Raw genomic sequence first — 7,010 nt, 5'->3', positions numbered from 1 at the left:
CGGCGAAGCAGACCGGCGAGCACCGGCGCGAGCAACCCGGCGTGCGGGGCCGGGTCCGGTGGCCCGGCCGCCAGGGCGCTCAGGGTGGCCATCGCCGTGCTGCGGGCGTACGGGGACTGCCCCTCCACGGCGGCGTGCAGGGTGGCACCGAGTGACCACAGGTCGGCGGCCACCGTGGACGCCCCCTCGGCGGCCCGCTCCGGGGCGACGTACTGGGGGGAGCCGAAGACCATGCCGGGGCGGGTCATCACGCCGTCGCACCGTCGAAGGTGGCCAGCCCGAAGTCGGTGAGCATCACCCGTCCGTCGTGCGCGACGAGCACGTTCTGCGGTTTGATGTCGCGGTGCAGCACCCCGGCGCGGTGCGCGGCCCGCAACGCGTCGAGCACCGCCAGGCCGATCCGGGCCGCGCGGGCCGGCTCCAGGGGCCCCTCCGTGTCCACCACGTCCTGGAGGGTGCGGGACGGGACGTACTCCATCACGATCCACGGGCTGCCGTCGACGGCGACGACATCGTAGAGCCGGACCACGGCGGGATGGTTGAGCCGGGCCGCCGCACGCGCCTCGCGCAGAGTGCGCGAGCGCAGCTCGTTCCGTTCGCGATCGGCCAACCAGGTCGGTGGGACGATCTCCTTGACCGCGACCTCGCGGTGCAGCATCTCGTCGCGGGCACGCCACACCCGACCCATGCCCCCGCGACCGACCAGGTCGAGCAGCCGGTACCGACCGGCGATCAGCACTCGTGCACACTCCTCCTCAGCCGCTGTCGGGCTACACCCTAACCAGCGGATCGGAAGTCACCTATCAATCGTCCGACTCAGCTCAGCATGCGGCGTGATCGGCGGTGAGCAGATTCCCCTCCGGGATGGCGATCCGGGCCCGCCCGCCCGCCAGCCGCGCGGCGGCGCGTCGGGCCTGCACAGGACCGTGTTCACGGCGGGCGGTGGCGTAGCTGGCGGCGGTACGGGCGGCGATGGTGCCCCAGCCGTACCGCTGGCCGACCATGGTGCGGGCCCGCCGGGCCAGCCGCCGGGCGTAGACCTCGTCGCCGAGCAGTTGACCGACAGCGCCGGCGAGCGCGTCCGGGTCGCTGTGCGGGAAGATCACCCCGGTCACACCGGACTCGACGATCTCGGCGAGGCCACCGGTGCGGGCCACCGCCAGCGGCGCGCCCGCCGCCGCCGCCTCCAGGGCCACCATCCCGAACGGCTCGTACAGGCTGGGGACCACCGTCGCGTCGGTGGCGCCGAGCATCGCCGGCAGCTGGGTCGAGTCGAGGAAACCGGTGAACCGGACGGTCGAGCTGAGCGCCAACCGCCGGGCTTCCGCCTCCAGTTCGGCGCGGTACGGGCCGTCGCCGGCGATCACCACGCGTAGCCCCGGGTGCCGCTCGCGCAGCCGGGGCACGGCGTGCACCAGGTGCTGGACACCCTTCTCGTAGACCAGCCGCCCGGCGTATCCGACCAGCGGCCCGTCCCCGGCGAACCGGGCCCGGGCCGACGCGACCGCTCGTGGCCGGGCCCGCCAGGCCCGGTCGTCGACCCCGTTGGGCACCACGTCGACCTGGGCGGCCGGTACGTCGAACAGGGTGGTCACCTGCTCGCGCATGTACCCCGAGCAGGTGATCACCCGGATGGAGGACCCGCTGAGCCAGTGTTCGACGCCGTGGATGGTGCGGTTCATCTCCTCCGGCAGCCAGCCCTGGTGCCGGCCCGCCTCGGTGGCGTGCATGGTGGTGACCAGCGGGAGGTCGAGGTGTTCGGCCAGGGTGACGGCGGTGTGCGCGACCAGCCAGTCGTGGGCGTGGATGACGTCGTACGCGCCGGCCTGGGTGGCGCGTAGGGCGGTGCGGGTGAGGGTGTGGTTGAAGGCCATGGTCCAGGCGAGCAGGGAGCCGGTGGCGAGGGGGAAGGTGACCGGGTCCTCCGGGGCGCGCAGGATGCGCACGCCGTCGGCGTACTCCTCCAGGGGCGCGCCGTCGGCGTGCCGGGTGACGACGGTGACCTCGTGGCCGGCGGCGGCCAGGGCCACGGAGAGGGCGTGCACATGTCGGCCGAGGCCGCCGACGAGCACCGGCGGGTACTCCCAGGAGAGCATCAGCACCCGTAGCTGTCGGGCGGGGTGGATGTCGATCACGTGGGCGTCGGGTGACATGCGGCCCCCTTTGAGTTGTCCCCGGGCGCGCGCCGACCGACACCGGAGTCGATGTCGCCGTCGCGTCTGGATCGAGGCCAATCCTGCCGGGATCGCGATAACCAGCGGCGACACCACCGTTGCGGTCGTGTAAAGCGCTACTGGCCCTTTCGACGCACCCGCAGCAGCTCGGCCACCGACCACGCCTGGAACGGGCAGCCGGTCGCGGCGTGCGGCGCGAGGCCATCGGCCGTCTCGCTCACTGAGCCTATCCCATATTCCATCAAATGGGACTCAATGCCGACGAATGCGTCATCGATGGACATCTTCCCCCGGCGGGCGGCGTCCACGTACGGGCCGAGCAACCACGGCCAGACCGTGCCCTGGTGGTAGCCACCGTCCCGGTCGGCCGGGCCACCCCGGTGTCGGCCCACGAACTCCGGCGAGTCCGGGGCGAGGCTGCGTGGCCCGAGCGGGGTGAGCAGCCCGTCCGCGATCCGCCGCAGCATCGCCTCGTCCGGCTCCAGCGGCGCGTACGGCAGCGACCAGGCCAGCAGTTGGTTGGGGCGCAGCGCGTCGTCGTCGTGCACGGCCGCGCCACCCAACGGGTACGCCGGCGCGGGCGCGTCCAGCACGTCGTGCAGCCACCCGGTCGGCGCCGGGAAACGCTCCCGGAACGAGGCGACGGCCTGCCCGTGCCGCCGCCACAGCTGGTCCGCGTCCTGCCCGGCCAGCTCGGTCAGCTCCGCGAGCCCGGCCAGCCCGTTGATCCACAGCGCGTTGACCTCGACCGGCTTACCGGTACGCGGGGTCACCGGCACCCCGTACACCCGGGCGTCCATCCAGGTCAGCGCGGTGCCCGGGGCACCCTGGGTGAGCAGCCCGTTAGCCGGGTCCACGCGGATCCCGTACCGGGTGCCGGCCGCGTGCGCGTCGACCACCGCCCGCAGCGCGGGGAGCAACTCGTCGCCGAGGTCGGTGTCACCGGTGACCGTGACGTGCCGGCTCACCGCGTGCAGGAACCACAGCGTGCCGTCGACGGTGTTGTACTCCACCCGACCGGTGTCGGCAGTGTTGGCGAGCATCCCCTCGGAGAGCGTCGCCGCGTACGCCCGCAGCAGCTCCCGCCCCTCGTCGGCGCGACCCGTGCAGAGGAACAACCCCTCGTACGAGATCATCGTGTCCCGGGACCACGCCCCGAACCACGGATAGCCGGCCACCACGTCGACCGTCGCCTGGTTGGTGCGCACCACGAACGCGTCCGCGGCCAGCGCCAGGGTCGCGTCCACGTCGTCCGCCGGCTTCGCCGCCGCCGCCACCCGCTGGTTGCGCCGTCGAGCCGTCGCCACGATCTCCGTGGCCGCCGGCGGCTCCTCGTCGAGGCGACCCGCCCAGGCGCGCACCGACACCGTGTCGCCGGGGCGGCGCAGCTCGCCGGAGAAGCGGCCCGCGTACCAGAGGTCCTCGTTCGGGTGCAGACCCCGGTTGGCCTCCTCACGGTGGTGCACACCCAGCCACCACTGCCCCTCGGGTGTCCAGCCCGGGCCGGCGAGCCGGTACGCGCCCTCGACCACGGCCCCGTCGGCCACCGCCTCGATCTGCGGGACCGGACCGTCGGCCCGCCGCTCGCCGTGCGCGTCCCGCCAGGTGCAGGCGGCCGACAGCTCCAGCTGGACGGGCCCGCCGGCGACCAGCCGGTGCACCACAGCGACGCAGGAGCGGCCGGGCAGCATGGCCAGCTCCCGTTCGATCACCACCGCGCCGATCCGCCACCGCCACCGGGGCAGCCCGTCGACCAGGTCGAAGCGCTCCAGCAGCTCGAAGCCGCGCGGGTCCACGTCGCCGGAGGCCCACTCGTGCGTGCCGAGCCGCACCCGCGCGCCGGACGGCACTGTGACCGCCGGGTCGAGACTGACCAGTCCCACCCGACGGGACGCCGGCGTCTCACCGGCGACCACCAGGAGGCCGTGGTAGCGACGCGTCCGCAGGCCGCCGACGGTGCCCATCGCGTACCCGCCGAGGCCGTCGGGGACCAGCCACTCCCGGCTGGCCGCGCTGGTCAGATCGCCGCAGACCTGCGGGCCGAACCGAATGTCGATCAACTTTCCTCCACCGGCGGCAAGGTGTAACACGCCACGACGAGAATGGCCGCTGTGGTCAAGTACCGCGGCGACGTCAAAGATGTGCACGTGATCACTGACGGATCGTCCTCCGACGCCTCGCCACCCGACGCTGAGCGGCTCCGGCTCGCCCAGGCCGACTCGGGGGAGCAGGACTGGCGCGCATGGGGTCCCTATCTGTCCGAACGGGCGTGGGGGACGGTGCGGGAGGACTACAGCGAGCACGGTACGGCGTGGGACTACTTCCCGCATGACCACGCGCGGTCCAGAGCCTACCGGTGGAACGAGGACGGCATGGCCGGCGTCTGCGACGACCGGCAGACCTTCGCCTTCGCCCTCGCCCTGTGGAACGGCAAGGACCCGATCCTCAAGGAGCGGATGTTCGGCCTCGGCGGCGACGGCGGCAACCACGGCGAGGACGCCAAGGAGTACTGGTGGTATCTCGACAGCACCCCGACGCACTCCTGGATGCGCTGGCGCTACCACTACCCGCAGGCCGCCTTCCCGTACGACGAACTCGTCGCGGTGAACGCGTTGCGCGGCCGGGACGACACCGAGTACGAGCTGGTGGACACCGGGATCTTCGACGACGACAGGTACTGGGCGGTGACCGTCGACTACGCCAAGGCGTCCCCGACCGACCTGTGCATGGTGGTGACCGTCGCCAACCGGGGTGACCGGGCGGCGACGTTGCACGTGCTGCCCACCCTGTGGTTCCGCAACACCTGGGCCTGGGGCCTGCCCGGCGGCGACCGGATCCCCCGGCTCACCGGCCAGGGCACCCGGCTCGTCGGCGAGCACCGGGTGCTCGGCCAACTGCTGCTGGAGGGCGACGGCGGACCGGTGCCGCTGCTCTGCGACAACGACACGAACGCCGAGCGGCTCTGGGGCCTGCCCGGGCGCTCGCCGTACCCGAAGGACGGCATCAACGACCACGTCGTCAACGGCGCGGCTACTGTCAACCCGGCCCTGGAGGGCACCAAGGGTGCGCTGCACTACGTGCTCGACGTGCCGGCCGGCGGGCAGCGGCAGATCCGGCTGCGGCTGACCCGCACCGCGTCACCCCCGGCCGCCGCGCCGCCGCCCCCGGCCGACCTCAGCGAGGGCTTCGAGGCCGTCGTGTGGGCGCGGCGGGCCGAGGCGAACCGGTTCTTCGCCGGAGTGATCCCGCCGGCCGCCACACCCGACGAGGCGCTTGTCGCCCGGCAGGCCATCGCCGGGCTGATGTGGGGCAAGCAGTTCTACCACTTCGACGTCAAGCGGTGGCTCGACGGCGACCCCGGCTCCACCCCACCGGCCGGGCGTCGGCACGGGCGCAACAGCGCCTGGTGGCACATGACCAGCTTCGACGTCATCTCCATGCCCGACCCGTGGGAATACCCCTGGTACGCGGCCTGGGACCTGGCCTTCCACTGCGTGAGCATCGCCCGGGTCGACCCGGGCTTCGCCAAGGAGCAACTGCTGCTCCTGCTCCGCGAGTGGTACCTGCACCCCAACGGGCAGATCCCGGCGTACGAGTGGGCGTTCGGCGACGTGAACCCGCCGGTGCACGCGTGGGCGGCGCTGAAGGTGTTCGAGATCGACGGCGGCCGGGACTACGAGTTCCTGGCCCGGGTGATGCACAAGCTGCTGCTCAACTTCACCTGGTGGGTCAACCGCAAGGACACCGGCGGCAACAACGTCTTCGAGGGCGGTTTCCTCGGGCTGGACAACGTCGGGCCGTTCGACCGCTCGGCGGCGCTGCCGGTGGCCGGCGTGCTGGAGCAGTCCGACGGCACCGGCTGGATGGGCATGTACGCGCTCAACCTGCTGGACATGGCGATCGTGCTCGCGGAGCACGACCGGACCTGGGTGGACACCGCCACCAAGTTCTTCGAGCATTTCGCCTACATCGCCGCCGCCGCGTACGAACAGGGGTTGTGGGACGACGAGGACGCCTTCTTCTACGACGTGCTGCGCCTCGCCGACGGCGCGAAGGTGCCGCTGAAGGTCCGCTCCGTCGTCGGGCTGCTTCCGTTGGCCGCCACCACCCGGCTCACCGCGAAGACCCTGCACCGCCTACCGGAGTTGGGTGCCCGGCTGCGCTGGTTCCTCACCAACCGCCCCGAGTACGCCCAGGTGATCGGCACCCGCCGCCTCGGCCCGGACGGCCGGCAGCAGCGGCTGCTCTCCATGGTCGGTCCGGAGCAGGTGGTCCGCCTACTCGCCCGGATGCTCGACCCGGACGAGTTCCTCTCCGACTTCGGCCTGCGGACGCTGTCCCGCGCGCACCTGGACAAACCGTTCTCGGTCACCCTCGGTGGGCAGGAGTTCTCGGTCGGCTACGAGCCGGCCGAATCGACCAGCGGGCTGTTCGGCGGCAACTCGAACTGGCGTGGTCCGATCTGGATGCCGACGAACTTCCTGCTGATCAGCGCGCTCCGCGACTACGCGGCGTTCTTCGGCGACGACCTCCAGGTCGAGTACCCGACCCGCTCCGGGGTGAAGCGCACCCTGGACGAGATCGCCGACGACCTCTCCGCCCGGCTGATCTCGCTCTTCACGCAGGACGACTGGGGTCGACGGCCGATCTACGGTGCGTGTCAGCTCTTCCAGACCCACCCGGACTGGCGGGACCTGGTCGCCTTCCCCGAGTACTTCCACGGCGACAACGGCGCGGCCTGGGCGCCTGGCACCAGACCGGCTGGACAGCCCTGGTGGCCGACCTGATCCTCACCCTCCGCCGCTGACCGCCTCCCGGCGCCGCCTGCCGCCCCCC

The 7,010-nt window shown here is 72.5% G+C and carries 2 protein-coding genes and 2 pseudogenes; 1 reads left to right on the top strand and 3 read right to left on the bottom strand.

Annotation, left to right across the window (positions count from 1 at the left end; genetic code table 11):
• From JM949_RS32000 to JM949_RS31990, 3 genes and pseudogenes are all read right to left on the bottom strand, one after another.
• A pseudogene (locus JM949_RS32000) lies at positions 1-688 on the bottom strand (serine/threonine-protein kinase); the annotation flags it as partial.
• A 133-nt stretch (positions 689-821) separates the two neighbouring features.
• On the bottom strand, positions 822-2,153 hold the full coding sequence (locus JM949_RS31995; protein WP_203151824.1) for a glycosyltransferase family 4 protein: 1,332 nt from the start codon (positions 2,151-2,153) through the stop codon (positions 822-824).
• 137 nt (positions 2,154-2,290) lie between these two features.
• Positions 2,291-4,234, bottom strand: coding sequence for an amylo-alpha-1,6-glucosidase (locus JM949_RS31990; protein WP_203151823.1), 1,944 nt, complete (start codon positions 4,232-4,234; stop codon positions 2,291-2,293).
• 42 nt (positions 4,235-4,276) lie between these two features.
• Between JM949_RS31990 and JM949_RS31985 the strand changes: the two are divergent.
• Positions 4,277-6,981, top strand: a pseudogene (locus JM949_RS31985) (MGH1-like glycoside hydrolase domain-containing protein).
• The last annotated feature ends 29 nt before the right edge of the window (positions 6,982-7,010 follow it).

This window comes from Micromonospora tarensis (genome assembly GCF_016803395.1).
GTDB classification, from domain to species: Bacteria; Actinomycetota; Actinomycetes; order Mycobacteriales; family Micromonosporaceae; genus Micromonospora; species Micromonospora tarensis.
The sequence above is the reverse complement of the archived record's forward strand: the minus strand, read 5'-3'. Positions and strand labels throughout refer to the sequence as shown.

What these genes read in the sequence shown, in the direction of transcription:
- JM949_RS31995 (WP_203151824.1), bottom strand. Translation starts at nt 2,153, where the DNA reads ATGTCACCCGACGCCCACGTGATCGACATCCACCCCGCCCGACAGCTA.